The organism is endosymbiont of Lamellibrachia barhami (genome assembly GCF_011947365.2).
In the GTDB taxonomy this organism is placed as follows: domain Bacteria; phylum Pseudomonadota; class Gammaproteobacteria; order Chromatiales; family Chromatiaceae; genus QGON01.
The window spans coordinates 2,720,219-2,746,624 of sequence record NZ_JAAVSH020000001.1 but is presented as its reverse complement, the minus strand read 5'-3'; the positions used below and the strand labels follow the sequence as shown (position 1 = coordinate 2,746,624).

23 protein-coding genes and 1 pseudogene are annotated in these 26,406 nt (G+C 53.3%); 21 read left to right on the top strand and 3 right to left on the bottom strand.

Going from position 1 to position 26,406, the window contains the following annotated elements; genetic code table 11:
- Window positions 1-41 precede the first annotated feature (41 nt).
- The 16 genes from nagZ (at window position 42) to G9Q73_RS12340 (ending at window position 17,025) form a co-directional block, all read left to right on the top strand.
- Entirely contained in the window at window positions 42-1,091 is a 1,050-nt protein-coding gene (gene nagZ, locus G9Q73_RS12410; protein ID WP_177420064.1) for a beta-N-acetylhexosaminidase, read from the top strand.
- 14 nt (window positions 1,092-1,105) lie between these two features.
- A complete protein-coding gene (locus G9Q73_RS12405) occupies window positions 1,106-1,654 on the top strand; it encodes a hypoxanthine-guanine phosphoribosyltransferase (protein WP_177420063.1) in 549 nt (182 codons plus the stop codon).
- Window positions 1,655-1,933: 279 nt separating this feature from the next.
- Window positions 1,934-2,383 (top strand): hemerythrin domain-containing protein, encoded by a 450-nt coding sequence (locus G9Q73_RS12400; protein WP_369408888.1) that lies wholly within the window; start codon window positions 1,934-1,936, stop codon window positions 2,381-2,383.
- 446 nt (window positions 2,384-2,829) lie between these two features.
- Entirely contained in the window at window positions 2,830-3,435 is a 606-nt protein-coding gene (locus tag G9Q73_RS12395) for a peroxiredoxin (RefSeq protein WP_177421430.1), read from the top strand.
- Window positions 3,436-3,549: 114 nt separating this feature from the next.
- Entirely contained in the window at window positions 3,550-4,296 is a 747-nt protein-coding gene (locus tag G9Q73_RS12390) for an S-methyl-5'-thioinosine phosphorylase (protein ID WP_369408956.1), read from the top strand.
- 71 nt (window positions 4,297-4,367) lie between these two features.
- Window positions 4,368-5,117 (top strand): SH3 domain-containing protein, encoded by a 750-nt coding sequence (locus G9Q73_RS12385; RefSeq protein WP_246345240.1) that lies wholly within the window; start codon window positions 4,368-4,370, stop codon window positions 5,115-5,117.
- 68 nt (window positions 5,118-5,185) lie between these two features.
- A complete protein-coding gene (locus G9Q73_RS12380; RefSeq protein ID WP_177420061.1) occupies window positions 5,186-6,379 on the top strand; it encodes a hypothetical protein in 1,194 nt (397 codons plus the stop codon).
- 241 nt (window positions 6,380-6,620) lie between these two features.
- A complete protein-coding gene (locus G9Q73_RS12375; RefSeq protein WP_177420060.1) occupies window positions 6,621-8,960 on the top strand; it encodes a putative bifunctional diguanylate cyclase/phosphodiesterase in 2,340 nt (779 codons plus the stop codon).
- 76 nt (window positions 8,961-9,036) lie between these two features.
- Window positions 9,037-9,435, top strand: coding sequence for an SEL1-like repeat protein (locus G9Q73_RS12370; protein WP_177420059.1), 399 nt, complete (start codon window positions 9,037-9,039; stop codon window positions 9,433-9,435).
- A 49-nt stretch (window positions 9,436-9,484) separates the two neighbouring features.
- Complete coding sequence (locus G9Q73_RS12365) at window positions 9,485-9,934, top strand: DUF192 domain-containing protein (protein ID WP_246345238.1); 450 nt, start codon at window positions 9,485-9,487, stop codon at window positions 9,932-9,934.
- Window positions 9,935-10,385: 451 nt separating this feature from the next.
- Complete coding sequence (gene fusA, locus G9Q73_RS12360; protein WP_177420058.1) at window positions 10,386-12,464, top strand: elongation factor G; 2,079 nt, start codon at window positions 10,386-10,388, stop codon at window positions 12,462-12,464.
- Between the two features lie 118 nt (window positions 12,465-12,582).
- Entirely contained in the window at window positions 12,583-12,822 is a 240-nt protein-coding gene (locus G9Q73_RS12355) for an HP1242/YdcH family protein (protein ID WP_177420057.1), read from the top strand.
- Between the two features lie 255 nt (window positions 12,823-13,077).
- Entirely contained in the window at window positions 13,078-13,923 is an 846-nt protein-coding gene (locus G9Q73_RS12350) for a VOC family protein (protein ID WP_177420056.1), read from the top strand.
- A 1,020-nt stretch (window positions 13,924-14,943) separates the two neighbouring features.
- Window positions 14,944-15,072: a hypothetical protein gene (locus G9Q73_RS20025; protein WP_281397581.1), complete on the top strand. Its 129-nt coding sequence runs from the start codon at window positions 14,944-14,946 to the stop codon at window positions 15,070-15,072.
- 32 nt (window positions 15,073-15,104) lie between these two features.
- Window positions 15,105-16,007, top strand: a complete 903-nt coding sequence (locus G9Q73_RS12345) for a hypothetical protein (protein ID WP_177420055.1) — start codon at window positions 15,105-15,107, stop codon at window positions 16,005-16,007.
- Between the two features lie 238 nt (window positions 16,008-16,245).
- Complete coding sequence (locus G9Q73_RS12340) at window positions 16,246-17,025, top strand: PAS domain S-box protein (RefSeq protein WP_177420054.1); 780 nt, start codon at window positions 16,246-16,248, stop codon at window positions 17,023-17,025.
- A 210-nt stretch (window positions 17,026-17,235) separates the two neighbouring features.
- On the opposite strand, the gene G9Q73_RS12335 is transcribed toward G9Q73_RS12340, so the two are convergent.
- On the bottom strand, window positions 17,236-18,951 hold the full coding sequence (locus G9Q73_RS12335) for a proline--tRNA ligase (RefSeq protein WP_177420053.1): 1,716 nt from the start codon (window positions 18,949-18,951) through the stop codon (window positions 17,236-17,238).
- 141 nt (window positions 18,952-19,092) lie between these two features.
- On the opposite strand from G9Q73_RS12335, the gene G9Q73_RS12330 reads away from it, so the two are divergent.
- Window positions 19,093-19,956, top strand: a complete 864-nt coding sequence (locus tag G9Q73_RS12330) for a D-amino acid aminotransferase (RefSeq protein ID WP_177420052.1) — start codon at window positions 19,093-19,095, stop codon at window positions 19,954-19,956.
- Window positions 19,957-20,042: 86 nt separating this feature from the next.
- On the opposite strand, the gene G9Q73_RS12325 is transcribed toward G9Q73_RS12330, so the two are convergent.
- Together G9Q73_RS12325 and G9Q73_RS12320 are read right to left on the bottom strand one after the other, a co-directional pair.
- Window positions 20,043-20,387 (bottom strand): phenylpyruvate tautomerase MIF-related protein, encoded by a 345-nt coding sequence (locus tag G9Q73_RS12325; RefSeq protein WP_177420051.1) that lies wholly within the window; start codon window positions 20,385-20,387, stop codon window positions 20,043-20,045.
- A gap of 12 nt (window positions 20,388-20,399) precedes the next feature.
- Entirely contained in the window at window positions 20,400-20,861 is a 462-nt protein-coding gene (locus G9Q73_RS12320) for a DUF4124 domain-containing protein (RefSeq protein ID WP_177420050.1), read from the bottom strand.
- 213 nt (window positions 20,862-21,074) lie between these two features.
- Between G9Q73_RS12320 and G9Q73_RS12315 the strand changes: the two genes are divergently transcribed.
- The 4 genes and pseudogenes from G9Q73_RS12315 to dnaE all read left to right on the top strand — a co-directional run.
- Window positions 21,075-22,793 (top strand): acetolactate synthase 3 large subunit, encoded by a 1,719-nt coding sequence (locus tag G9Q73_RS12315; RefSeq protein ID WP_177420049.1) that lies wholly within the window; start codon window positions 21,075-21,077, stop codon window positions 22,791-22,793.
- On the top strand, window positions 22,793-23,284 hold the full coding sequence (gene ilvN, locus G9Q73_RS12310; RefSeq protein WP_177420048.1) for an acetolactate synthase small subunit: 492 nt from the start codon (window positions 22,793-22,795) through the stop codon (window positions 23,282-23,284). Before G9Q73_RS12315 ends, ilvN begins: the two co-directional genes overlap by 1 nt.
- Window positions 23,285-23,426: 142 nt before the next feature.
- A complete protein-coding gene (gene ilvC / locus G9Q73_RS12305; protein ID WP_177421427.1) occupies window positions 23,427-24,437 on the top strand; it encodes a ketol-acid reductoisomerase in 1,011 nt (336 codons plus the stop codon).
- A gap of 336 nt (window positions 24,438-24,773) precedes the next feature.
- Window positions 24,774-26,406, top strand: a pseudogene (dnaE, locus tag G9Q73_RS12300) (DNA polymerase III subunit alpha); the annotation flags it as partial.

Genomic DNA, 26,406 nt, shown 5'->3' with positions numbered 1-26,406 from the left:
ATACTGCGAAAAAAGTTGAATGGAATTTGCCTGAAAACATTATGAGCCTTGGTCCTGTCATGCTCGATTTGAGTGGTGGGTCGCTATCTCCGGAAGATCGCGAACGTCTGCTGCATCCAGCTATTGGAGGGGTGATTCTTTTCACCCGGAATTACGAAACTCCCGGACAGTTGCTCGAACTGACATCTGAGATCCATGCCTTGCGGGAGCCTCATCTGTTGATCTCCGTGGATCATGAGGGCGGGAGAGTCCAACGCTTCCGTAACGGCTTCACCCACCTGCCACCATTGGCCTGGTATGGTGAGCAATACGTCCTCAACAGAAAGAGGGGGCTGAAACTGGCAGGGCAGGGGGGGTGGCTGATGGCAGCTGAATTGCGTGCTGCCGGTGTCGATTTCAGCTTTGCGCCGGTGCTTGATCTGGGTTTGGGAATTAGTCAGGTGATCGGCGATCGGGCCTTTTCAGCGGAACCTGAGGTTGTGGCACAACTTTCCCAGTCCTGGATTTACGGTGCACGTGAGGCAGGAATGGCCTCAGTGGGCAAACATTTTCCCGGTCATGGTGGTGTGGAGGCTGACTCTCATCTGGCACTACCCATCGACAATCGTCGTTTGGAGGATATTCAAATGGGAGACCTTCGTCCTTTTGAAAGGATGATCCACTTCGGCCTGGAAGCCATCATGCCGGCGCATGTCATCTATGACCGGGTTGATGGTGAGTTGGCGGGTTTCTCCTCATTTTGGCTGCAGGATGTGTTGCGGAAGAGGCTCGCATTTCAGGGCGTTATATTCAGTGATGATTTGAGTATGGCGGCAGCGGAAAATGCGGGCAGCTATGCTGATAGGGCGTTTGCAGCATTACAGGCTGGCTGCGACATGGTTTTGGTCTGCAACAATCAGGATGCCGCTGCTGAAGTACTCGACTCCTTAAAGGAGTACAATGATCCGGCAGCTCATCTCAGGTTGATACGCATGCATGGCCGCGGCCATTTCAGTCGTCAGGAACTGCATATGGACCCGCGCTGGATCAATGCCGTGGAGTCGCTGTCAGCAGTGGAGGCGAACACCACACTCAACCTGGATTTGGGGTGAAACCGGAGAGAACAATGGCAATTACCCAGAAACAGGCCGCTGAGGTCATGCAAACTGCTGATCTGCTACATTCCCAGGAGGAGGTAGAGCAGGCGCTCGACAGAATGGCAGTTGAGATCACCGGCAAGCTGGCAGGCGAAGACCCGGTGGTGCTCTGTGTGCTGAACGGGGCACTGATCCCGATGGGGCACCTATTGACCCGTCTGACATTTCCGCTACGCCAGGATTATATCCATGCCACACGATATGGGGCTGAAACGACAGGAACCCAACTCGAATGGATAGGCCATCCCAGTACCTCCCTGAAAGGGGAAACAGTCCTGGTCATCGACGATATTCTGGATGAGGGAATCACCTTGGCAGCAATTACGGATGCATGCAGGGAAGCAGGTGCTCGAAGCGTTTATACCGCTGTCCTGGTGGAGAAAGAGCGGGTCAGGAATAGCACTATTCAGGCTGACTTCACTGGCCTGAAGGTAGAAGACCGTTACGTCTTTGGCTACGGGATGGATTATAAGGGTTATCTGCGCAATGTCGCGGGCATCTACGCGGTGGCAAAATAGCCTGTCGATCTAAACACCTTCAAACGAAACAAGGGTTTTCCCTTGTTTCCCCATCAGTCAGCGAGGGTTAACCCCTCTAAAAAAATCAAAAAAACCCAATAAAATTAGTAGCCTATTGCCATTTCTCTGGAATTGGTCCAATATCTCTACATCAGGAACAACCTGGCACAGATCAGGAATCCAGAGATTCATATTGGTGGATAAAGCCACCGTTAAAGTTTGAGCGGAATTCCTCTCCGGAGGTTTCGCGCCTGTCAGAAAATTAGGAGGTATGGAGAAGTGTCCATTAAAACCCTTAAAGCACGTCATGCAGAGCTGCATGAGATGATCAGTGACCTGCGGGCTATGATGACCAAGGATCAGTTGAAGATTCGGCCCAATGCAAAAACCGCATACCAGCTGATATGCGACCTATCAGCAAAAATGAAAGACCATATGGCAGATCAGGATCAGGGAATCTACCCTGAGTTGCTAACCCATGAAGATCCCAAGCTGAAATCCATGGCATGGGGCTTTCTCAATGGTCAGAAACCCATGCGTAAGCAGTTCGACGATTACCATCAGAAATGGTTGAAGAATTGCGACTTCAACTTTACTGATGACTTTATTGCCGACACCTTCGAAATTTTCGATATGGTGGATGAGCGTATTGAACGCGAGCGATCCGTTTTGTTACCTACGCTCGAATCCAACGGCATTTACGGTTACGGTCAGTCTGCCGCGCAATAACGCTATAGCAATTGCTGATCAAAAGGGGCTTCGGCCCCTTTTTTGCTTTCCTGATTACCCTTAAAATTTCAGCCATGAACGGAAAGTGTTTTTCAATCCGCAAATAACGCGATTTTTCCTTATGCATTAAGTCATTGCATTCGTCCAATAAGCCCTGTTCTGTCATCATTGAACAGGCCGATGCAGATGTATAACAATCAGGTTTTCATACAAAATCAATGCATTGGCGCTTTTTGCGTTGTTCGCGGACAAATCTCTTTCCCTATAGTAGCTGAGCGATAGGGGGGTAATCAGAGCCGATAGTTTTTATTAATCGCTGACTTTAATTTATTCTTATTCTAATTCCTGACAAAAACACTTAAGATTTCGTGCAACTTCAGGGACTGGCTCCACTGAATATTATTACAGGACATCTGTCCAGACATTCCATTCAAAGAGGTAAACAAATGGGCGTACTTGTTGGCCGTGAGGCTCCAGATTTTACTGCACCTGCCGTATTGGGTGATGGCACTATCGTAGATGCCTTCAACTTTAAAGAGACGATCAAAGGAAAATATGCCGTACTTTTTTTCTATCCCCTCGACTTTACTTTCGTTTGCCCCTCAGAACTGATTGCCTTCGATCATCGTCTGGAAGAGTTCAAGAAGCGTGGTGTAGAAGTCGTTGGTTGCTCAATCGATTCCCACTTTACGCACAACGCCTGGCGTAACACGGCTATCAATGACGGTGGAATTGGTGCTGTAAAATACCCTCTGGTTGCTGACCTCGATCATGCTATCTGCAAAGGCTATGATGTCGAGACGCCTAATGGCCGTGTTGCATTTCGCGGCTCATTCCTGATCGATAAAAATGGCGTGGTACGCCACCAAGTCATCAATGATCTGCCCCTTGGGCGTAATATCGATGAAATGCTGCGCATGATTGATGCACTGCAGTTCACCGAAGAGCATGGTGAGGTTTGCCCCGCAGGCTGGAAGGAGGGTGATGCGGGCATGAAGGGCACACCTGATGGTGTCGCAGAATACCTTGCTGGTCATGCAGATGAGCTCTAATCGCTCAGTAAGATAGTCCGACCTGTCCAGAAAAAGCCGACTGATCTTCAGTCGGCTTTTTTTTGTCTTGGAAATTAGGTTAGAATCGATCTATAAGATCTTGTTGCTAGGCAAATAATAATGACGAAACTGGCCATAATTGGCGGAACGGGTCTGGATAAGATTCCTGACCTGGAAATCACTCACCGTGAAGTGGCACATACTCCGTTTGGTGAGCCATCGGCACTGCTGACACACGGTATTGTTGGTTCGACAGAGGTGGTTTTCCTGCCACGCCATGGCCCTTCCCACACAATTCCGCCGCACCGGGTGAACTACCGGGCAAACCTCTGGGCGTTGAAGCATATCGGAGTTGACGCAGTGATTGGTGTTGCTGCCGTGGGGGGTATTACCGGCGACATGGGGCCTGGACAGATCGTTGTTCCAGATCAGATTATCGACTATACCTATGGGCGGGAACATACGCTGTTTGAGTATGATCTCAACAAGGTCACGCATATTGATTTTACCAATCCCTACTGTGAATCGTTAAGGCAGGCTTTGATTGAAGCGGGCGAGGCGGTGTCAGCCCCACTGACGACCTTTGGCACCTATGGATCCACCCAGGGACCACGTCTGGAAACGGCGATGGAGATACATCGCATGGAGCAGGACGGTTGCGACATCGTGGGCATGACCGGAATGCCTGAGGCCTCGCTGGCCAGAGAGCTGGATCTTTGTTATGCCTGTTGCGCTGTAGTGGCAAACTGGGCAGCTGGAAAAAGTGATGATCCAATTAGCATGGAAGCGATAGAAAAGAACCTGAAAACCGGCATGTCCGACGTCAACAGATTGGTTGCCAGACTCCTTCAGCACTACTGAAGAGCCTTAAACCGAATCGCAAACTCGGATCGTGAGCCCACTCCTTAGCTCGTAGACGACTCAGAGGCCCAATGCAACTCATACCTCAGCAGACCAACGGATTCTGGCTCAAGCCCCGCACTGAATGGATGGTGCTGATCTTCCTGTTTGTCATCCTGCTTTACAGTAATATTTCCCGAGCGGACCGTTTTGATTTGGGGTTGATCGCATTGCAGCGAGGAGACTTTGCCGAGGCATTCTGTATCTGGAATCCCCTGGCGGTGGAAGGCCACAAGGATGCCGCATACAATCTTGGTTGGCTCTATGCCAATGGAAATGGACTGAGTGTCGATATCGACAAAGCCATCAGCTGGTGGAAAAGAGCCGCTGAACGTGGACATCAAGATGCCCAGTTTGCCATAGGTCTCGCTTTTACCGCTGGCGAAGGGATAAAAAAGGACGAACGGGAGGCCCTCCACTGGTATCTGATGGCAGCAAGAGGCGGGCATAAAGACGCCCGAGAGTATATTAGGAATCTGCTTCATGCCGGCCAATGGGGCGTGGAAGACGACTTGGAAAAAATAGTATCCGAACCCTGGATTGGTGAAACTGCAAGCGTGAAGGTTGAGCGGGCTAATTTACGCTCAGGGCCGGGCACTGACTACAGTTTGGTTTCCACTGTGGAGAGTGGTGCGGCAATGATCACACTAGGCAATAGCGGGGATTGGGTCCAGGTTATCGTGCGGGAAACCCTGGCCAGAGGCTGGATGGCTGGATGGCTGGTTGAGACAAGCGCTGGTGATGATAATAGAGATATGCCCCGGAATTCCTATCCAAAGTAATTTTGCTGGTGCTATGCTAGGATATGGCGAATTGCCAAGGGCCTGTATGATCTGGAGGGACTGCGAAGATGGCGGAAAATGAGAAAGAGACTGACGTGACTGAACCTAAGTCCTCTGCATCCAAAAAGGAAGCCACGAAGAAAAAATCGGCAAAAAAGAAGGCAGCCAAGAAAGCAGCGAAGAAGAAAACTGCAAAGAAAAAGTCCGCCAAAAAACCGGTGCCAGCTGAGAAGGTAGTCCCTGCTGCAAAACCAGAGACCAAACCCACAGAAGCCACTGCTGAACAGCCTGTTGTCGTAGAATCCCCCCCCCCTAAAGCAGAAACAGACACTACAGTCTCATCGGTTTCTGATTTGGCTTCAGCCGCTGCTGCTGTCCTTTCCACAGAAAACAAGGCGGTACAGAGTCACGCTGAAGAACCGAATAAAACGCAAAAAGAGGAGAGGGAAATGACAACCACACCCAGCAGTTCAGCGGGATTCTGGCCGAAAATTATCTTCTGGTTACTGATCGTTATTATTGGTTTTGCCTATGTTCGCTCTCTGGCAAAACATCCTGGTGATGAGGCTGCTGGATCCGAGGGTCAGAGCCAAACTTCTTCCGAGCAGGTTACAACGACTGAAACCACTCAACAGGCTGCTGAAATTCTCGGAACAGTTTCAAGTGGCCAGCCCGCTAGTGCGGCTGCTCAAACAGAGAGTGCCGAAGCTTCTGGCAAAGAAGAGTCTGCAAATACAGCTGACAGCGTTGCAGCCGGGACTGAATCTGCAGACGCTGCACTCAATGAGGCAACGGCATCGACTGCCACAGATGTAGTAGTGAGTGTGGAGTCCAGTGCAAATGTGGATATTAGCAAGGAAACTGCCAGTGAAGTCACTGCCGCTCCAGAACCAGAAGCAGCAGCGCCAACTGCAGAGAGTGTTGTGGCCACAACTGCGACTGAAGTGGTAGCTGACACGGATACTGCTTCAAAGATTAGCCCAGCTGACGACGCCAGCAGCCCCAAGGCACCTGATGACACTGCCACGGCATCGCCCCGTGCTGCACCGAGAACTGCCAGGTCAGAATCTGTGACTCGCATCCTCAAGGAATTTGACGATCTGCGTCAGGCAGCAGAGGCCGAAATGAATGCCATGCGCAACCTGATTCAGGCTGAACGAGAGTTGCGGGATGCAATGGCGCCACCACCCGCGCAATATCGTCCAGGTTGGGGGCAGGGCTACTATCCTTACGGGCGTCCACCACCCATGAGCAACCAGTAACAGATCGTCTGAAAATCTGTTGCTTTACATCTGAGCATGAGTAAAGGCGGCCGCCATTGCGTGACCGCCTTTCTCAGTTAATGCAATTGACAAATTGCGTGAAAAATCATTGAAAGGCGTTGATTTTAAGTGATTAAATGAAGACCAACGACAAAATTGTTCAGGGATTTAATATTCGCCCTGGCCGCAAAACAAGATACGTTTATTAACACTTAGCAAGACAAGTGTGATTCAACAATAAATGCAGAAACCAATAATAAATCACGCTTTTGGAATACGGCATTATTCCTTCCTGATGTATGGGCTTTGGGTTTTTTTAACCCTATGTTCAGTGCTGTGGAATCTCTATAGTCAGCCATTGACCAATAATGCCGCATGGATTCTGATAGGCATTCACTTGGCCATTCTTTTGACTGGCATCTTGGTTAACTACCTTTTCTTCCATAAAGTTCTTTTTGTTTTTCGTGTGAGTAAACTTGCCGAACAAGCGCTCAAGGAAGAGCGCCAATTTCTAAATACGATCCTGGAATCGATATCCGACGGTATAGTTGTCTGCGATAAGGATGGTCATTTGACTCTCTTTAATCCCGCCGCCAGAACCTTTCTGGGTAGTAGCGAACTTCATATCCCCGTTAACGAGTGCGCTGTTCAATATGGCTTGCATAGTGCGGATGGAGCACACTTACTCGCACGTGATGAATCTCCTCTGTATCGCACATTGCAAGATGGAAAGGTACGCGAGCAGGAGGTTTTTGTCTCGCCCCCAAATGGTGGCGCAGAGCGTACCCTGCTGGCGAATGGAGAAACACTTGCGAATAAAGAAGGGGAGCGGATTGGTGCTGTCGTTACGCTTCACGACATAACGGCACAAAAAGCGCTGGAACAAGAGCTTCGCTTGTCAGCCATGGTATTCGAAGCACATGATGCGATGATCATCACTGACGACCAAGGTAGGATTCAGCGAGTAAACAGGCGTTTTGTAGAGATGACCGGCTACTCGCCAGAAGATGTATTCGGTAAGACACCGAGCATTCTCAAGTCAGGTAGACATGATGATCGTTTTTACCGCAATCTATGGAAGCAGTTGACCGACTCGGGCTCGTGGCAGGGAGAGATATGGAATCAACGCCGAAATGGCGAGGTTTATCCCCAATGGACGAGTATCAGCCTGATTAGAGACGACAAAGGTACAATCATCCACTACCTCTCCAGTATGGTCGATGTCAGCAAGCAGCGACGCGCAGAAGCCGAGGTCGAATTTCTCGCTTATCACGATAGTCTGACAGGTCTGCCGAATAGAGTCTTGTTGTTTGACCGTCTCAATCAGGCTCTTGCACGCTCAAGCCGGAGCGGTTCCATAGGTGCAAGCGTCTTCATGGATTTGGACCGGTTTAAAAATATCAATGATTCACTGGGACATCTCGTGGGTGACGGGATGCTGAAAGAGTTCGCCCGGCGATTGAAGAAACTGGTCAGAAAAGACGATACTTTGGCCCGTCTGGGTGGCGATGAGTTCATGATGGTGCTGAATGAACTGGGGCCGGACCAAGAATCAGCCACAAATAAGGTTTTATCGATAGCGGAAAAATTCAAAGCAAGCCTGGCTGAACCTTACCACATCAGGGAATATGAACTTCACACGACCAGCAGTATTGGCGTAACACTTTTTTCCGGTGATGGAGAGACTGCCGAGGACATTATTCGCCGGGCAGACACTGCCATGTATAAAGCCAAGGAGGAGGGGCGTAATGCCATACGCTTCTATCTTCCAGAGATGCAGGCACAGGTAAGAGACCGGTTGGCGATGGAAAACGATATGCGTATCGCCATGGAGAGGGATCAATTCAAACTCTTTTTCCAACCCCAGATCGATATTCAAACCGGCGAATTGATCGGTGCAGAGGCGCTGTTGCGCTGGCGTCATCCTGAGCGTGGATATATCCTGCCCGATCATTTCATTCCTATCGCTGAAGATACCGGGCTGATAGTTCCGCTGGGCGAATATGTTCTAAGGGAAGTATGTTGCCGCAACAGAATCTGGCATGACGCAGGCTTGCCGAAGATTCCGATTGCGGTAAATGTTTCACCTGTTCAATTTCGCAGAACCGATTTTCTCAACCAGGTGAACAGTATCTTGAGTGATACCCAATTAAGTCCTCACTACCTTGAGTTAGAGATGACAGAGACGGCCTTCATGCAAAATATTGTTGAAGTGAAGGACACGTTGACCCAATTGAAAGCGCAGGGAGTCAACATAGCCATAGATGACTTTGGCACAGGTTACTCAAGCCTCTCCTATCTAAACCAAATGGTGATCGACAAACTTAAGATTGATCAATCGTTTATTCAGGATGTTTCAACCGATCAAAATAACGCAACGATAACAAAAACAATTATCTCGATGGCACAGTATCTCAATCTTAAAACCATAGGTGAGGGAGTTGAAACTCTTGACCAATTCAAATTCCTGCAGAATTCAGGTTGTGATGAAGTGCAAGGGTTTCTGTTCCATGAACCCGTCCCTATGGAGATCTTCTCGGATATGTTAAAAAATTGGCACAACTTCAAAGTAATGAACTAATTTCAGCACGTTGCTGGATCCCATTGTTTTTTGTAGGATAAGTGGCATTCCAAACATTGTTACTACGAATTTTTTAATGATTAATCCAAAACAACGATTGATAGCAGTTTGCGGCCTGATTTTTCTTTTTGCCACCTTCCCCAGCCAAGCGGGACTTGAAGAGGGAATGGAAGCCAACCGAAAGGGTGACAGGCAGACCGCTTTCAACGAATTTCACGCGGCGTCATTTGCGGGAGACGAGCGTGCCTTCGGTAAACTTGGGGGTATGTATCTCTATGGCCTGGGAACAGAGAAAGATTATGTGAAAGCTTATGCCTGGTTTGGATTGAGCGCTCAAATGGGTGATAGATATGGTCAGCGGTTTCAGGACGCCGCATCCTCCGCGATGACCCCGAAACAGGTTGGAGACGCCGAGAGATTACTCCAGGAATATCGCGAGCAGCTTAATCTAAGTGAGACATCACACGAGCAATAGTTAATTACCTGACCCTCTATGCATCACGGCAATTGGAGGGGAAAATCCATTGTTTCAACCACTGCTACACCTCACACTTGCTTTTTTGATTATCATTGTCCTTGGCGGATGCAGCGAAATAGAAAATGAGGTGATCAAAATTGGTGCTATTCCGGCGTTTGTCGGAGTGGCTGACGATCAGGAATCGCGCCTGCGGGGACTCTCATTTCGAAAGAAACTAGGTGTTAACGAAGGGTTACTCTTTGTATTTCCCAAAGAGAAGATTCTGCATATCTGGATGTTGAACGTGGAAATACCACTGGATGTCGCTTTTTTCGACCAGGATCGAAAACTTATCAATATTCATTCAATGGAGCCTGACGATGGTGAAAAGTCCTATCCTTCTGCAAAACCGGCCCTCTACGCTTTGGAGATGTCCCAAGGCTGGTTCTCGAGAAATCATTTAACAACTGGCGCCACACTTCACCTGTCGAGATCTCCATCAGCCCAAGCGAGATAATTCTTCAGTCATTACTGATTCAAACCCGCTCCACTGGAGCGGGTGAATTTAATTCCTGCGCAGTGAATATTTCACTCATCCACTATTTAGCCTGAAATCTTGTGATTTGCTAGTGAACGAATAAATTGTGTGGCAACGCTTAAGGGCACAAGACCATCAAGACATTAATACTGACTTGATTAATTATTGTAATTCAATGCCTTGCTGACCAATGTAAATGTGGTTAATTTGTTAATTCAGGGCGAAAACAAGGGGGAATTCAAGTAAAATCCCCACTGCCACAGGATTTTCACGACTGGAAGAGGGGTTATATTCCCGCTCACATGCGGATTCAGTATTGACACCAGCATCTTTACTGGTAGGGTCTGCATCCGCAAAGCTATCGCCTGTGTTCGGCGTGGCATCGTCTCAATGCCCACCAAGATTTAGTTGGGATTACTAGGAAACAGAAATGACAGACCTCACCCGTTATCGAAATATCGGCATTTTTGCCCATGTGGATGCTGGTAAAACAACCACCACAGAGCGCATCTTGAAGCTCACTGGCAAGATCCATAAGACAGGTGAGGTTCACGACGGCGAGGCCACCACTGATTTCATGGAGCAGGAGCAGGAGCGCGGTATTACCATCCAGTCCGCTGCCACCTCTTGCGAGTGGGACGGCCACCGTCTAAACATCATTGACACCCCTGGACACGTTGACTTCACGATTGAGGTTTATCGCTCACTGAAGGTACTCGACGGCGGTATAGGCGTCTTCTGTGGTTCTGGTGGTGTTGAACCCCAGTCCGAGACAAACTGGCGCTATGCCAACGAATCCGAGGTTGCCCGTATCATCCTGGTCAACAAACTCGACCGTATCGGTGCCGACTTCTACCGCGTTGTCGAGCAGGTGGAAAAGGTATTGGGAGCAAATCCCCTGGTCATGGTGCTGCCTATCGGTACTGAAGACCAGTTTGTTGGCGTGGTAGACCTGCTGACCCGTAAAGCGTGGGTCTGGGATGATTCAGGTGACCCCGAGAACTACGAAATCCAGGACGTGCCGGCCGATATGGCTGATTTGGTCGAGGAGTGGCGCGAGAAATTGATCGAGGCAGCTGTCGAGCAGGATGATGATGCAATGGAGAAGTATCTGGAAGGTGATGAGCCTGATCTGGATACCATCAAGACCTGCATCCGCAAGGGCACCGTCGCACTCGACTTCTTCCCCACCTACTGCGGCTCTGCATTCAAGAACAAGGGCATACAGCCGATTCTGAACGCCGTTGTTGACTACCTGCCTAACCCGATGGAGGTCAAACCCCAGCCTGAGGTTGATGCGGAGGGCGACGAGACTGGTGAGTTTGCCATTGTCGACCCGGAATACCCACTACGTGCATTGGCATTCAAGATTATGGATGACCGCTTCGGTGCATTGACCTTTACCCGAATCTACTCCGGTCGGCTGAAGAAGGGCGACACTGTGCTCAACACCTTCACCGGGAAGACAGAACGTATCGGCCGTCTCGTGGAGATGCATGCCGACTCCCGTCAGGAACTCGATTCCGCCCAGGCTGGCGACATCATCGCTCTGGTAGGATTGAAGAACACCCGGACAGGTCATACTCTGTGCGATCAGAAGCGGCCTGCCACCCTTGAGCCGATGGTCTTCCCTGATCCGGTTATCTCCATTGCTATTTCACCGAATGACAAAGGTGGTTCGGAAAAGATGGGTATCGCCCTCAACAAGATGATGCAGGAAGATCCCTCATTCCGCGTAGAAACAGACGAGGAGAGTGGTGAGACGATCATCAAAGGCATGGGTGAGCTGCATCTCGACATCAAGGTCGACATCCTCAAACGTACTCACGGCGTAGAGGTTACCGTCGGCAAGCCCCAAGTGGCCTACCGCGAGACCATTACCAAACGTATCGAAGAGAGTTACACTCACAAAAAGCAGACCGGTGGTTCCGGTCAGTTTGCCAAGATCGATTACATAATCGAGCCTGGCGCGCAGAACAGTGGCTTCGAGTTCGAATCTGTTGTCACCGGTGGTAACGTCCCTCGTGAATTCTGGCCTGCAGTGGAGAAGGGTTTCGCGCTCAGCATGCAAACAGGCACCTTGGCTGGTTTCCCGCTGCTTGACGTCAAAATTACGCTGGTAGATGGTAGTTTTCATGCTGTCGACTCCTCTGCGGTCGCCTATGAGATTGCTGCAAAGGCAGCATATCGTCAGTCTGTGCCGAAAGCGGGTCCCCAGATGCTTGAACCTATAATGAAGGTCGATGTCTTCACCCCCGATGACCACGTGGGTGACGTCATTGGTGACCTCAACCGGCGCCGCGGTATGATCAAGTCTCAGGAAGCAGGCACCACAGGCGTCCGCGTCAAGGCTGATGCTCCTCTAAGCGAAATGTTTGGCTACATCGGCGACCTTCGGACCATGACCTCTGGTCGCGGTCAGTTCTCCATGGAGTTCTCACACTATGCTCCCTGCCCGAACAGTGTAGCCGAGCAGGTAATCAAGGAAGTTAAAGCGCGCCAGGGTTAAGGGTTCTTCAAGAAGGGGTTGCCGAATAAACTGATTCGGTAATCCCTGCTTTTTAATAAAAGGTCAGTGCAGAAATCATTCTGGTCTGACCCTGATAAGAGAAAAGAGGGAGGGCAACATGCTTTCAGAACACCACGATATCGACCATGAATTCCCCGAATTCCACAAGAAGCTCGAGGCGCTCAGTGCAGCAGACACAGAGTTTGCTGAGCTGGTGAAGAAGCACGATACACTCGACAACGAAATCCGTGAACTAGAAGAGCGCGGACAGCCCATCGCGGATGAAAGCATCGAAGCGATGAAGTACAAGCGTACCGAACTTAAGGATAAGATCTACGCGCGACTTCGTCAGGCGTGATTGCTAACATCCTCGCGTTTCGCGAGGATGTCAGGTTAGCTCCAGTATCAAAATATCAGCCAGGCCCATTCGGGCTAAGCTTCCGCGTGCAAAATCGTGCTATGGGGCCAGGACCTCTATCGGGAATATCCCACTCAGTCCTAAATTCAATAGGACATTGAATCTCCTCAAGTATATTATGCATCCTCAGGCTACCTGGAGTTATGGATAATGGCGATACGTACGCAGAGATTTCGCAGACATGCCGCACCCTCAATGGTGATTATTGCTCTGTTGTTCACTTTTGCAGCGCTCAGCGGCTGCTCAACGCTGGATCTGACGCCTGTAGCCTCTCCTGCCACACATAAGCACTCCCCCGGAAAAATACTTTGGCATGACCTGCTGACCCAGGATGTGGCACAGGCTAAAGACTTTTATGGACAATTGTTTGGATGGGGCTTCAAGCAGCAGGGCGCTTATACTGTTGTGCTGCGCGACGAACAGGCAATCGGCGGCATGGTCGAAATAAAACCAAAACCCAATGGTCGAGGTGTCGCTCGCTGGATCGCATCACTCTCTGTGTCGAATGTGGATCAAGCTGCTGGGTTCGTCCGTGAGCGTGGAGGCAAGATACATGAGGGCCCCGTATACATGCGCCATCGAGGGCGAGGTGCCTTGATCAGCGACCCTCAAGGCGCACAAATACTGCTTCTTCGATCAGCTACTGGTGATCCCGAAGATAAGGAACCTGCCATCAACGACTGGCTCTGGGATGAACTTTGGTCAAGCGACCCTACGACCTCGCTCGATTTCTACCAAACCTTGGTGGGTTATTCCTCACGAGAAAACAGAGAGAACTATTGGATTCTGAAAATGAATGGAAAATGGCGTGCCGGCGTCAGAGGGCTGTTCGATAAAAAATTAGAGCAGAGGTGGGTGCCTGTGATCCGTGTATCCGATCTGCAAAAGATTTCGGGTATTGTAACCAAGCTGGGGGGCAGGGTGCTGATAAAGTCCGGGACAGCTGAAGAAGACAAGCAGATCGCACTGCTTGCAGATCCCTCCGGAGCACTCTTCATGGTTCAGAAATGGCCAGGCATTGCCACCGAAGGAGGGCAGTGATCATGACACTATCCCGTCGAAAAATATTTGGCCTCTTCCTGTTACCGGGTATCGTGTTTTTGACAGGATGTTCAAGCACCGGCTCCTCATCCGTTGGCGGCACAGTTTCATACGGCGCTTACTATGGTGGCTACTACGACCCTTACCCTTGTTGGGGCTGTGGCGGCAACACGATTATCGTGAAACCACCAGCTGAAAAACCCGATCGGCCCACCAAGCCACCCATCTCCAGGCCACCCAGGCCTACACATCCAATTGCTAGGCCATCCGGCGGCATTGGTCGGCCAGCGGCACGTCCAAGCAGACTACGCTGAAGTTGCGCCTAATGATGATCACGATCGTAACCTAAACGTATACCCTTGATCGACCTCGGCAGAAGCAAAAGCCGGGCGACTTTCCGAAAGGGGCTGCGGCCTTGCTGGTGATTGGTATGCTGCTGCTATACTTCGGTTGGAGTAAGGCACAGTGAAGGGCGCGAAAATGACCGGTTACGATTGGGGCATTGTCTTTATGGTGGTGGTGCTTGTCGGTGTGTTGCTGATGGGGGTTGCCATGAATAAAAAACACTAGCGGCGGCGCGAGAGATCGCGCAGGGGCAAATCCAATGAAGGCGGGAGGGCAGTAACCTTTCAGCCTTTTTTATTGTGTGCCAGTGCCAGCAACCACGGCAGGGCGCGAATATCTCCAGGGGTGACCGCAAAATCTTCCGACGTCCAGGTTCCAGGAGCAGCCATGGCATCCTGGCGTACCTGGTGCCAACGGCTATCACTTCGACTTCGACAGCACCGAGAGTCCGGAACGGAGGCGGGTCTCCAGTAGCAGTCCGACTGTCACTATCCCGGCGGGTGTGATCGACGAGTGGGATGGTCCTTCGGAACTGCGTGTCTGGTCGGTTCACGATGACGGTCCCCGCAGGGCAATCTCCTGGAGTCGCCCTCTGGGTGTGTCGGCGGGCATGAACGGTTTCTTCACTGTTGAGACGGATCATCCGGTCCCACTCTGGGTAAATTCGCCCTGCAGGTGATCAGCTACGGAAATAATGTCGGCTGCGTCGTGCAGACCTTCACCGGACTCTCCTGCAATCAGTGGCAGCCTAGAAACCCGATGTTCTATTACAACGCCATCGACTGGGCCAATAATCTGGAGTGAACCCTGACGCTGTATGATCATTGAAACGCGATGTGCCAGGTGACGCGGCCACCACGACCCTGACCTTTACCGATAGCGGCAATGCCACTGTGACCATGGGGGCATATACGGGGGTTGCTCGGGCAGTGAATCCCGAGCTAGCCGTCAGGTCTCAGTTGACTGAAGGTGGCTCACCGAAGACGGTGATCTCCGTTGGTAACGCCCCGGCTGCTTTCCTTGATGCGGATGTGTCACTGTTGGATGGAACCTTCGATGGTGGAGGTAATAGCTTTGCTCTCTGGGATGATGCGATTCTGGGTGATGGCGATGATTACACGGATGCCGTCGATGCCTACTTCCAGTTCCCGTTCGACGACGGTAAGGCACAGCGGGTGGGAAGTTATGCCAGTACTCGCGCTCATCTGATATCGGTAGCGGATACCGTCACTGCAACCTTCACCCAGGACATACTGACTGCGGCTCTCCCGCCAATGACATTTTCGCTGGACTACACGGCGCCGGATCCCGCCGCGGTAGCAGTGCCGGTGCGGGCGGATATCACGGTCCATCTGAGTGTTGGAGCTCCGTTCGCAGGTGACACCGCAACGTCTGTGACTACCGCTCATGATATCGGCGCAGCAACGATTATGTCGGTCAGTTGGACCAGCGCGTTGCCTGCGGACACCCTCTGGCTCGTCCGTGGGCGGGTATCGGATCCTGTCACCGGGGATGCGTTCAAGTATGGAGAGTTCCGTTCGGAGCCAATGAACCATGCGACTTCCGCCGACCTGGCTTACGATGGAACCAATACCTGGACCTGGACTGCTCCGTTAGGGCTCGATCCCTCCCTGGACGAGGGTGAACTTATGCGGCTAGACCTGCGTACCATGGATCCTGCCAGGACTATGCAAGGCGACACGAGAAGCATCTTCATCATGCGGTCGGTTGTCCCTTAACGCTTGACGCAACAGGAGACAGAACCCCGGCAATGCCGGGGTTTTTTGTTTCCGGCGTTGTTTTAGGAACCAATCGTCTGCAATCCCGTGAACCAAATCACAGGAGAAATCCAATAATTCCCATTCTGTGAATCTTATTCACAGCTTCCTTAATATCCCAACCGCCACGCCGACCCATTGATCAAGCGACCAGCATGCACACGCTGGTACTCAGTTTGATTCGTGAGGAAGCGAGCCTATGGATGATGTAGCGAAGAGCAGAAACGACCTGATCGAAGAGGTGACCCGTCTGCACAGGGTGAGGCGCCATGTCAGGCAGACCGGTTTTGAGGTCTTGCAGGAACAGGTGCGCCTGCAGGAGATGCTGCGGGAGTCGATGGATGCCATCGTGATGTTCGATGCCGACGGTTTGGTGCAGCTGTTCAGTCGCGGTGCGGAGAGGCTCTTTGGCTGTGAAGAGGTCGATGTACTCAACCGCTCCCTGGATGGATGGATCCCCTGTCCCCCTGAATTCGGTGAGGATGTGCCCCGTTATCTGGCGGATGTCTGCGCCTCCAAAGCCGACCTGTTTCAACACCCGATTGAAGTCAGCAACGCAGCGGGTGAAAAGCGGAAGTTGACAGTGACTGTCTCTCTGTCGGGTAGAGGAAACTCTCCGGTGGAGCACGACTATCACTCTGCGCTCTGCATCTTTCAGGATATTACCCGGCAGAAGCACGGATTACAGGAAGTGGGTGCCTACAGGGATAATCTGGAGCACCTGGTGAAGGATCTCAGCAATGAACTCCGGGTGTCGAAAGAAGACCTGTCGTTGGCCAGCCTTGCGGAACAGGATGCTGTGGAGTTGCTGCTGCAGGAGATCCGTATACCCCTGGGGCGTATTCTCGATGTGGCGAATGCTGCGGCGGCGATGCGCGCCGGGGCTGAATGTAATGACATGCAGGAAGGGGTGCGGACCATCCGCCATACGGCGGGTGAGTTGATGCTGCTGGTGAAGGCGCTGACAAAGGAGAAGTAGACTTCTTACGATATTCTGTAATCTAGCAGGAAAAACCTGGCTGGTTGGCAGGTGCAGAACCCACCATCGGATGCGTACCCGGTGGTGGGTTTTGTTTTATTCGGTGCCGCTCTTATACCATGCGGGGTCGGAGTCAAACCCTCCGCCCATGCCGTTCTTATGATTTATCCCGCAGGGTTTGACTCCGACCCCTCACTGTGCGAGCGGTTCCTACAACTGCCCTTTGATATGGTCGACGATCTCATCCAGTGGGATGAAGCTGTTCTCCGATGCGGTGCGGGCACGGTACTCCACATTGCCCTCATCCAGAGAGCGCTCCCCGACCACGATGCGATGGGGGATGCCGATCAGCTCCATGTCGGCAAACATAAAGCCGGGACGGACATTCCGGTCATCCAGCAGTACCTCGATACCTGCGGTTTCGAAGGCTTCGTGCAGCTGTTCGACAACTTCCCGTACCCGATGGGATTTGTTCATCTTCATCGGGCAGATGGCGACCTGAAAAGGCGCGAGTCCCGCAGGCCAGCAGATGCCCTTGTCGTCGTGGTACTGCTCGATGGCGGCGGCCACCACCCGGGAGACGCCGATGCCGTAGCAGCCCATGGTCATGGTGACGGATTTGCCATTCTCGTCCAGTACCTTGGCGTTCATCGCTTCACTGTATTTCCTTCCAAGCTGGAAGATGTGACCCACCTCGATGCCCCGTGCAATGGTAAGCGTGCCGTTACCATCGGGACTGGGATCACCTTCCACGACGTTGCGCAGATCGGCGATGTTCTCCGGTTCCGGCAGATCCCGTCCCCAGTTGATGCCGAAGTGGTGTTTGCCGTCCTGGTTGGCGCCGGCGCTGAAATCGGCCATCTTCGCCACGGCGCGATCGACGAAGAGCGGGATGTCCAGATTGACCGGTCCCAGTGAGCCGTTGCCTGCGCCGACTACAGCACGGATCTGCTCTTCGTCGGCAAAGGTAAGAGGTATCGCCACCTGAGGCAGCTTCTCCGCCTTGATCTCGTTCAGTTCATGATCACCGCGCACCAGCAGAGCGATGAGATCGGCATCACTCTCTTCGTCCGCCATCACGATCAGGGTCTTGACCGTCTGTTCGATCGGTTGGTTGAACTGTTCCACCAGCTCCTGAATGGTCTTTGCGTTCGGGGTGTCCACCAGCTCCATCTCGCGGCCAGGGGCGGGGCGGTCGCCTGCGGGCACCACCGCTTCCGCCAGTTCGATGTTGGCGGCATAATCACTCTCGGTGGAGAAGGCGATGGCGTCCTCACCCGATTCAGCCAGCACATGGAATTCGTGGGAGGCGCTGCCGCCGATGCTGCCGGTATCCGCAGCCACCGGGCGGAAGTCGAGACCGCAACGGCTGAAGATGCGCGTGTAGGTCTCATACATCTGTTCATAAGTCCCCTGTAGGGATTCCTGATTCTGATGGAAGGAGTAGGCGTCCTTCATGAGAAATTCACGGGCGCGCATGATGCCGAAACGGGGGCGGATCTCGTCGCGAAATTTGGTCTGGATCTGATAGAAGTTGATCGGCAGTTGCTTGTAGCTTTGCAACTCGTTACGCGCCAGATCGGTGATGATCTCCTCGTGGGTGGGGCCGAAGCAGAACTCCCGGTTGTGGCGGTCGCGGAAACGCAGCAGTTCCGGACCATATTTCTCCCAACGGCCCGACTCCTGCCAGAGTTCGGCGGGCTGCACGGTCGGCATCAGCACCTCCAATGCCCCGGCGCGATCCATCTCATCCCGCACGATGCGTTCCACCCTGCGTAATACTCGCAGTCCCAGCGGTAGCCAGGTGTAGAGACCGGCGGCCAGTTTACGGATCATGCCGGCGCGCAGCATCAGCTTGTGGCTGGCGGTCTCCGCATCGGCGGGGGTTTCCTTGACGGTTTGCAGCGGAAAGTCTGAAGTACGCATTGCGGTATAAAGATCCTGTGGTGAAAACTTACCATTCTAGCCTGCAATTTGCGGTGGGTCATCCACTCTGCAGGAACGGCTTGACGCAGGGAGGGCAGGGGCATACTTTCAAATTTACTCTCGGTATTGGAAATCTCAGACATGACCCAAGTTTACCTCAATGGCGAGTTTCTCCCCCTGGAGGAGGCCAAGGTCTCTGTGCTGGATCGTGGGTTTCTCTTTGGCGACGGTGTCTATGAGGTCATTCCTGCCTACGGTGGACGGCTGTTTCGTCTGCAGCAGCATCTGGATCGGCTCGACCAGAGCCTGCAGGGTATCCGTCTGGCGGTGTCGATCTCCCATGACGATTGGCGAGATATCCTCCAGTCTCTGCTGCCAACGGGGGAGATGGGCGACCAGGCGGTCTATCTTCAGATCACCCGTGGGGTTGCGCCGAAACGGGATCACAGCTTTCCTGTAGTGCCAACGCCGACGATCTTTGCCATGGCCTACCCGGTGCCACAGCAGGAACCGGGGCAAGTGGAGCAGGGTGTCTCCGCCATCACACTGCCGGACACCCGTTGGCTACGCTGTAACATCAAGGCGACTACCCTGCTTGCGAATGTGCTGTTGCGTCAACAGGCGGTGGACGAGGGTGCGGCGGAGGCAATTCTCATCCGGGACGGTGTGGCTTACGAGGGAACCGCCTCCAATCTTTTTGTGGTGGAGGATGGCGTGATTACCACGCCCCCCGATGGGCCTGAACTGCTGCCGGGTATTACCCGGGATCTCGTGGTGGAACTTGCCGGGTTGCACAACCTGCCATTGATCCAGGCGCCGATTGCGCAGAGCCGCCTGTTTGCGGCGGATGAACTCTGGATCACCAGTTCCACGAAAGAGATCGTGCCGGTGATCTCCTTGAATGAGCGGCCGATTGGTGAAGGGGTTTCCGGTCCTGTGTGGCGCCGTGTCTGGTCACTTTTTCAGGCCTACAAACAGCAGATCCGGGCAGGATTGATCGAGTAAACGTAGGCCTGATCAAGCGCAGCGGATCAGGAAAATAGGCTCGCCGGATCCGCTGCGCTTGATCCAGCCTACGTCCAGAGTGTGAGCTAAAAAGTCCCGCCGCTCCAACCCCACATGTGGCGCTCCGCTATGGCGAATTCGATATAGATTCGATCCATCGGGATGTGTAGCTGTTCCGAGATCAGGTTGCAGAGCCGGTCGGAGAACTCGCCGGTCCGGTCTCCCGGCAGGCCGATGCTTTTCAGTTCAAGGTAGGCCATTGGAGCGCTATCGCCCGCAAACAGCATATAGGGAATGGTTTCGATGAACACCATGACATAGCGTTCTGGTTTGCCGAGCATCTCCGCGACCTGTGCAGAGGCCTTTTGGAGCAGCCGGGTCTCGATGTCTTCCGGGATTTCGGCGTTGGTCTGTATCTTTAACACGGGCATAAAATGCCTCCGCTATTGTTTACAGTTGTCCTCGATATCCTTGCGGGCCTGCTCCATTCTGGTTTGACGTTCTTCCTCAGTCAGCCGCAGGTACTCTCCGTCCTGGGTGCGCAGTTTGCGGTTACCGAGGGCAGTCAGAGTGCGCAGATTGGAGCGGCCAACCTCACAATTCTGCAGACGAGTGGCGGCGGCTCGTTGCTGCTCATCCTGCGCCTGCTTGGCCAGTTTGCGATCTTCCCGGCGATCTTCCAGGTCCTGACGCGCCTTGTTCAGCCTTTTATTGGCCGCCTCGGTATCGGTCGGGTTGCTCTTTGGTGCCGGGCGATGTTTTATCACCTCTGCCGAACCCGAAGGCGGTGGCGTCTGTGAGTATACGGTGACGCCGTCTTCGCCCACCCATCTGTAGGTTTGAGCGCCTGCTGCGAGAGAGATTGCAGCCAGGAAAAAGCCTGAAAAAAGTATATATAGCTTCATTTTTTATCGTTATATCCATCCATCAACCAGCCACTCTAATTATGGGGCAAGGGCGTGGAATGGCAAGTGACGTCGCTCAATTTGAAAAGAAAACCTGGAGGGCATTGTGGAATACCGGTTATTGCTTGACCTCACGTGTGACTATTAGTAGTTTGTACTGTTTTGATATTGTCCGCTGCCCGTGACTTGGGGCAGCATTTGGAGGTTGCTGAAGTGGAATTGAGTGGTGCCGAGATCGTCGTTCAATGCCTGAAGGATGAGGGTGTTGAACATTTGTTCGGTTATCCGGGTGGATCCGTCCTGCACATCTACGATGCGATCTATCGGCAGGATGCAGTCAAGCATATCCTGGTACGGCACGAACAGGGCGCCACCCATGCCGCAGATGGTTATGCCCGCTCCACTGGCAAGCCTGGCGTGGTGTTGGTCACCTCCGGCCCTGGTGCGACCAATGCTGTAACCGGTATTGCCACCGCCTACATGGACTCTATTCCAATGGTGGTGTTGACCGGGCAGGTTCCGACCCCAGTGATCGGCAGTGATGCCTTTCAGGAGGTCGATACTGTCGGCATCACCCGCCCCTGCGTGAAACACAACTTCCTTATCAAAGATGTCAAGGATATCGCCTTGACCCTGAAGAAGGCATTCTACATTGCCACCACCGGGCGTCCCGGTCCGGTGGTGGTTGATATTCCAAAGGATGTGACGGATCCGGCCATCAAGATCCCTTACGACTACCCTAAGAAGATCACGATGCGCTCCTACAACCCGCAGGCCAAGGGACATTTGGGGCAGGTCAAGAAGGCGGTCAACAAGATGCTCTCCGCCAGGAAGCCGGTCTTCTATACGGGGGGCGGCGTCGTGCTGGGGAATGCCTCCAAGGAGCTGACCGAGCTGGTGGATGAACTCGACTATCCAATCACCAGCACGCTGATGGGCCTCGGCGCCTATCCGGGCAGTGACCGCCACTTCCTCGGCATGCTCGGCATGCACGGCACCTACGAAGCCAACATGTCGATGCACGAAACCGATGTGCTGATCGCTGTGGGGGCAAGATTCGACGACCGTGTTACCGGCCATATTCAGCAGTTCTGCCCCAACGCAGAGATCATCCATGTCGATATCGATCCGGCTTCCATCTCCAAGACAGTGCGGGTGGATGTGCCGATCGTGGGTCCGGTCAAGCAGGTACTGCGTGACATGCTCAGGGTTGTAAAGGAGCATAAAAAGAAGCCGGATAAGGATGTGCTGGCAAAATGGTGGGTACAGATCGAAAAGTGGCGCGGTATGCACTGCCTCAAATACGATCAGAATAGTGACTGCATCAAACCGCAATTTGCCGTGGAGACCCTGTACAAGGTGACCAGGGGCGATGCCTTCGTTGCCTCGGATGTGGGACAACACCAGATGTTTGCGGCCCAGTTCTATGTGTTCGACAAACCCCGCCGCTGGGTCAACTCCGGCGGTCTCGGCACCATGGGTTTTGGTCTGCCTGCAGCGATGGGCATCCAGATCGCCCACCCCAAAGCGGAGGTCGCCCTGATCACCGGCGAGTCGAGCATTCAGATGTGTATTCAGGAGCTTGCAACCTGTCTGCAGTACAATCTGCCGATCAAGATACTGCTGCTGAACAACGGTTATATGGGCATGGTGCGGCAGTGGCAGGAGTTCTTCTATGACAGCCGCTATGCGCAATCGACCATGGATGTGACGCCTGATTTCGTCAAGCTGGCGGAGTCCTATGGCCACGTCGGCATGCGTATCGAGGATCCTGCAAAGCTGGAGGGGGCGGTGAAGGAGGCCTTTGCCATGAAGGATCGTCTGGTGTTTATGGATGTGGTGGTCGATCCGGAAGAGAATGTCTTCCCGATGATCGCGGCGGGCAAGGGCCACCACGAGATGTACCTGTCACCTGAGAGCGAGCTGGTCTGATGCGACATATCATTTCTATTCTGATGGAAAACGAGTCCGGCGCTCTCTCTCGGGTATCCGGCCTGTTTACCGCCCGTGGCTACAATATCGAGTCACTTACCGTGGCGCCGACCCAGGACCCCAGCCTCTCCCGGCTTACCCTGGTGACAAGTGGCAGCGAGGAGATCATCGAGCAGATCACCAAGCAGCTCAACAAACTGATCGATGTGGTGAAGCTGGCGGATCTCTCCGAAGGCGTCCACATCGAGCGGGAGATGATGATGATAAAGCTGCGCGCCGAGCGCACCCAGCGTGAAGAGATCAAGCGACTGGTGGAGATCTTCCGCGGCAAGATCATCGATGTCACTGATACCAGCTATATCGTCGAGTTGACAGGCGTGTCCTGTAAACTTGATGCCTTTGTCGAAGCGGTGAACGACGATCTGATCGTCGAGATGGTGCGCACCGGCCCATCGGGCATTGCCCGTGGTTCAAAGGGGCTTGGGATCTAAAAGCCAAAGCGTAGAATACCAGAAGGGGTCGGAGTCAAATTTGATAGTTACCACGGCACTGAAATCCCGTTGCTTTGATCAAATTTGACTCCGACCCCGCTACATATTTCGTAAAAATTTCCCGAAGGAAAACAACATGGCTATCAACGTTTACTACGACAAAGACTGTGACCTCTCCCTGATCAAAGGCAAGACAGTCTCCATCATCGGCTACGGCTCCCAGGGCCATGCACATGCCAACAACCTGAAGGACTCAGGGATAAACGTCATTGTCGGTCTGCGCAGCAGCTCACCTTCTGTTATCAAGGCAGAGAACGCCGGTCTGACCGTAAAGCCTGTTGAAGAGGCAGTTGCCGCTGCAGACGTTGTCATGATCCTGACGCCGGATGAGTTTCAGTCGTCGCTCTATCGCGACCAGATCGAACCCAACATCAAGAATGGTGCCGCCCTGGCTTTCGCCCACGGTTTTGCCATTCACTACAACCAGATCGTGCCCCGGGAGGATCTGGACGTGATCATGATCGCCCCCAAGGCGCCCGGCCACACTGTGCGCAGCGAATATGAGAAGGGCGGCGGTATCCCCGATTTGATCGCTGTCTACCAGGACGCCACCGGCACTGCGAAAGAGACCGCTCTCTCTTATGCGTCTGCCATTGGTGGTGGTCGCACCGGCATCATCGAGACTACCTTCAAGGATGAGACCGAGACCGACCTGTTCGGCGAGCAGGCGGTTCTCTGCGGCGGCGCAGTGGAGCTGGTCAAGGCGGGTTTCGAGACCCTGACCGAAGCCGGTTACGCCCCTGAGATGGCCTACTTCGAGTGTCTGCATGAGCTGAAGCTGATCGTCGACCTGATGTACGAAGGCGGCATCGCCAACATGAACTATTCCATCTCCAACAATGCGGAGTATGGCGAGTACGTCACCGGCCCCAAGATCATCAATGACGAGAGCCGCAAAGCGATGCGCGATGCGCTGAAAAACATCCAGAACGGCGAGTACGCCAAACAGTTCGTCATGGAAGGGCAGCTCAACTACCCCTCCATGACCGCCTATCGCCGTCTGAACGCTGCCCACCCCATCGAGCAGACCGGTGAGCAGCTGCGCGCCATGATGCCCTGGATCAAAAAGATCGTGGACAAGTCCAAGAACTGATCCGGTAACAGTGAAAAAAAGCCGCCTGTGGAGACGCAGGCGGCTTTTTTGTGCCTGCTCTCTTGGATGAAATAATGGAGGAGTCGTAGGCCCGGTCAAGCGCAGCGGATCGGGCATTTCGGGGCGGGAAAACCTTTGGGATTGCCGGTTCCGCTGCGCTTGAACCGGCCTACGTTTCTTGATTGATATGAATGTTCAGCTGCAAGTCTGGATGTATTGAGAAGTTACCGTGCTTTTGTGTTCTTGGCAGTGAGTTAAGTGTTTCCTGATGGAGATTAACCGCTGGACAAAAATCGGCCAACCCGATCCGCCTCCCTTTGCTAGAATTCCATCCTCATGGAACCCGCTTTCATCCATCTCCGCGTTCACTCCGAATACTCCCTGGTCGATGGCCTGGTACGGGTAAAACCGCTGGTCGCCAGGTTGGTGGAGATGGGCATGCCTGCCGCGGCGCTCACCGACCAATGCAACATGTTTGCCCTGGTGCGCTTTTATCAGGCGGCACTCGGCGCCGGGGTGAAACCTATTGCCGGAGTGGATGTCTGGATCCGCAACCCGGAAGATGCCAATACACCCTTCCGGCTACTCCTGTTGGTGCAGAATCAGGTTGGCTATAACAATCTCACCCGCCTTGTCTCCCGTAGTTACCGGGAGGGTCAACACCTTGGCCGCCCGATGCTGGAACGGGAGTGGCTGGAGGGTAATGCGGGTGGACTGATTGCCCTCTCCGGCGGGCGTGAGGGGGATTTGGGCCGGACGCTGCTCGCTGGGAATGAGGCGGAGGCACAGCGCCTGTTGGCCTGCTGGCTGGGGCTGTTCGGGGATCGCTACTATCTGGAGCTGACTCGAACCGGCAGGTTTGAGGAGGAGGCCTGTCTGCACGCCAGCGTGGCACTGGCGGAAAAGTATGATGTGCCGGTGGTGGCGACCAACGATGTCCGCTTTCTCTCCCCGGAGGATTTCGAGGCCCATGAGGTACGGGTCTGCATCCACGATGGACGAACCCTGGATGACCCCCGCCGTCCCAGGCTCTACAACGAACAGCAATATCTGCGCAGCCCAGAGGAGATGCAGACCCTCTTTGCCGATATTCCGGAGGCGCTGGAAAACTCGGTTGAGATCGCCCGGCGCTGTAACATCGAGCTGACCCTGGGCAAGAACTACCTGCCCGATTTCCCCATTCCGGAAGGGATGACCATCGATGAGTACTTTGCCGCAGAGTCCCTAAAGGGACTGGAGTGGCGGCTTGAACAGATCTTCGATGCGACGGCTGCAGAGTTCAGCAATCAGCGCAAGGTCTACGATGAGCGGTTGCAGATCGAGCTGGACGTCATCAACAGTATGGGGTTCCCAGGCTACTTTCTGATCGTGGCCGACTTTATCCAGTGGGCCAAGGACAATGACATCCCGGTGGGACCTGGGCGTGGCTCCGTGCGGGTTCCTGGTCGTATATGCACTGAAAATCACCGGATCTGATCCTATCGAGCACGAACTGCCGTTTGAGCGGCCTCAACCCTGAGCGTGTCTCCCCATGCCCGACTTCGATGCTCGACTTCTGCATGGACAAGCGTGACCGGGTGATCACGTGGCGCGCACCTACGGCCGCGATTCGGTCTCCCCAGATCATCACCTACGGCTCCATGGCGGCGAAGGCAGTGGTGCGGGATGTGGGGCGGGTGCTGGGACATCCTTACGGTTTCACCGACCGGGTGCTCGAGATCGGCATGAGGCCGGAAAAGCTGCACCGCAGGAGAGCGAGGGATCTCAAGCAGGCCTACGAGACCGACGAGGAGGTCACCGAACTCATCACGATGGCGAGAAAGCTGGAGGGTGTAAGTGCGCAACGCCGGCAAGCATGTGGGTGGTGGTGATCGCCCCGGCCTGCTTCACTGACTTCACACCGCCTCTATCGTGAAGCCAGCGGTGAAGGTCAGTACATGCAACTGAACGCGAAGGGCTACCGATGCAA

What these genes read in the sequence shown, in the direction of transcription:
- nagZ (WP_177420064.1), top strand. Translation starts at nt 42, where the DNA reads ATGAGCCTTGGTCCTGTCATGCTCGATTTGAGTGGTGGGTCGCTATCT.
- G9Q73_RS12405 (WP_177420063.1), top strand. Translation starts at nt 1,106, where the DNA reads ATGGCAATTACCCAGAAACAGGCCGCTGAGGTCATGCAAACTGCTGAT.
- G9Q73_RS12395 (WP_177421430.1), top strand. Translation starts at nt 2,830, where the DNA reads ATGGGCGTACTTGTTGGCCGTGAGGCTCCAGATTTTACTGCACCTGCC.
- G9Q73_RS12385 (WP_246345240.1), top strand. Translation starts at nt 4,368, where the DNA reads ATGCAACTCATACCTCAGCAGACCAACGGATTCTGGCTCAAGCCCCGC.
- G9Q73_RS12380 (WP_177420061.1), top strand. Translation starts at nt 5,186, where the DNA reads ATGGCGGAAAATGAGAAAGAGACTGACGTGACTGAACCTAAGTCCTCT.
- G9Q73_RS12375 (WP_177420060.1), top strand. Translation starts at nt 6,621, where the DNA reads ATGCAGAAACCAATAATAAATCACGCTTTTGGAATACGGCATTATTCC.
- G9Q73_RS12370 (WP_177420059.1), top strand. Translation starts at nt 9,037, where the DNA reads ATGATTAATCCAAAACAACGATTGATAGCAGTTTGCGGCCTGATTTTT.
- fusA (WP_177420058.1), top strand. Translation starts at nt 10,386, where the DNA reads ATGACAGACCTCACCCGTTATCGAAATATCGGCATTTTTGCCCATGTG.
- G9Q73_RS12355 (WP_177420057.1), top strand. Translation starts at nt 12,583, where the DNA reads ATGCTTTCAGAACACCACGATATCGACCATGAATTCCCCGAATTCCAC.
- G9Q73_RS12350 (WP_177420056.1), top strand. Translation starts at nt 13,078, where the DNA reads ATGGTGATTATTGCTCTGTTGTTCACTTTTGCAGCGCTCAGCGGCTGC.
- G9Q73_RS12340 (WP_177420054.1), top strand. Translation starts at nt 16,246, where the DNA reads ATGGATGATGTAGCGAAGAGCAGAAACGACCTGATCGAAGAGGTGACC.
- G9Q73_RS12335 (WP_177420053.1), bottom strand. Translation starts at nt 18,951, where the DNA reads ATGCGTACTTCAGACTTTCCGCTGCAAACCGTCAAGGAAACCCCCGCC.
- G9Q73_RS12330 (WP_177420052.1), top strand. Translation starts at nt 19,093, where the DNA reads ATGACCCAAGTTTACCTCAATGGCGAGTTTCTCCCCCTGGAGGAGGCC.
- G9Q73_RS12325 (WP_177420051.1), bottom strand. Translation starts at nt 20,387, where the DNA reads ATGCCCGTGTTAAAGATACAGACCAACGCCGAAATCCCGGAAGACATC.
- G9Q73_RS12320 (WP_177420050.1), bottom strand. Translation starts at nt 20,861, where the DNA reads ATGAAGCTATATATACTTTTTTCAGGCTTTTTCCTGGCTGCAATCTCT.
- ilvN (WP_177420048.1), top strand. Translation starts at nt 22,793, where the DNA reads ATGCGACATATCATTTCTATTCTGATGGAAAACGAGTCCGGCGCTCTC.